Below are 523 nucleotides of genomic sequence, written 5' to 3' on the forward strand. Positions count from 1 at the left end.
GGTCACCCACGTAGACGCCGAGATCAAGCAGTGCCCCCAGTGCCGGACACGAAACAAGGGGCCTTTCCCTGCCGATATGGCCGGCCCCGTGCAGTACGGCCCAGGGATCAGGGGCTATGTCAAGCGTGTCTTCGGCCTCGTGATAGATTTTGGGACATCCCAGTCCCCAAAATCGACTCGGCCTTTGACAACCTATTGGTGCCCCAGCCGTCCTGGTCACCAAGCACTACGCAACAACTTCGCAAGCTCGTTGCTGCTCCGTACTTGTCTCCCAATGACTGGACGCCGCGTTCGGAGGCCTACTTTGTTTTCCCTCTGGCGCAAGGCACGCCGGGAAAACAGTGCGGCCTCGCGGCTACTGGGGTCTACCAGCCTTCGCTTCGCTCTCCATGGCTGGCAGCGGCAGAACGTCACCCTGCCTTGCCTGTTGAGCGCCACTGCTGCAAGGTCGATGTTTTCCAGGGTATGACGGAAACGCTGCTCATAGTCCCGCTGTGCTTCGGCGATGCGATGCAGATAGGTG

Annotated in this window: 1 pseudogene; it reads left to right on the forward strand. The window is 60.2% G+C overall.

What is annotated here, in order from left to right:
- Positions 1-469: pseudogene (locus ACOCD2_RS26020) on the forward strand (hypothetical protein); the annotation flags it as partial.
- Positions 470-523: the final 54 nt, after the last annotated feature.

The sequence above is a fragment of the Thiolapillus sp. genome (assembly GCF_048562965.1).
In the GTDB taxonomy this organism is placed as follows: domain Bacteria; phylum Pseudomonadota; class Gammaproteobacteria; order Chromatiales; family Chromatiaceae; genus Thiolapillus; species Thiolapillus brandeum_A.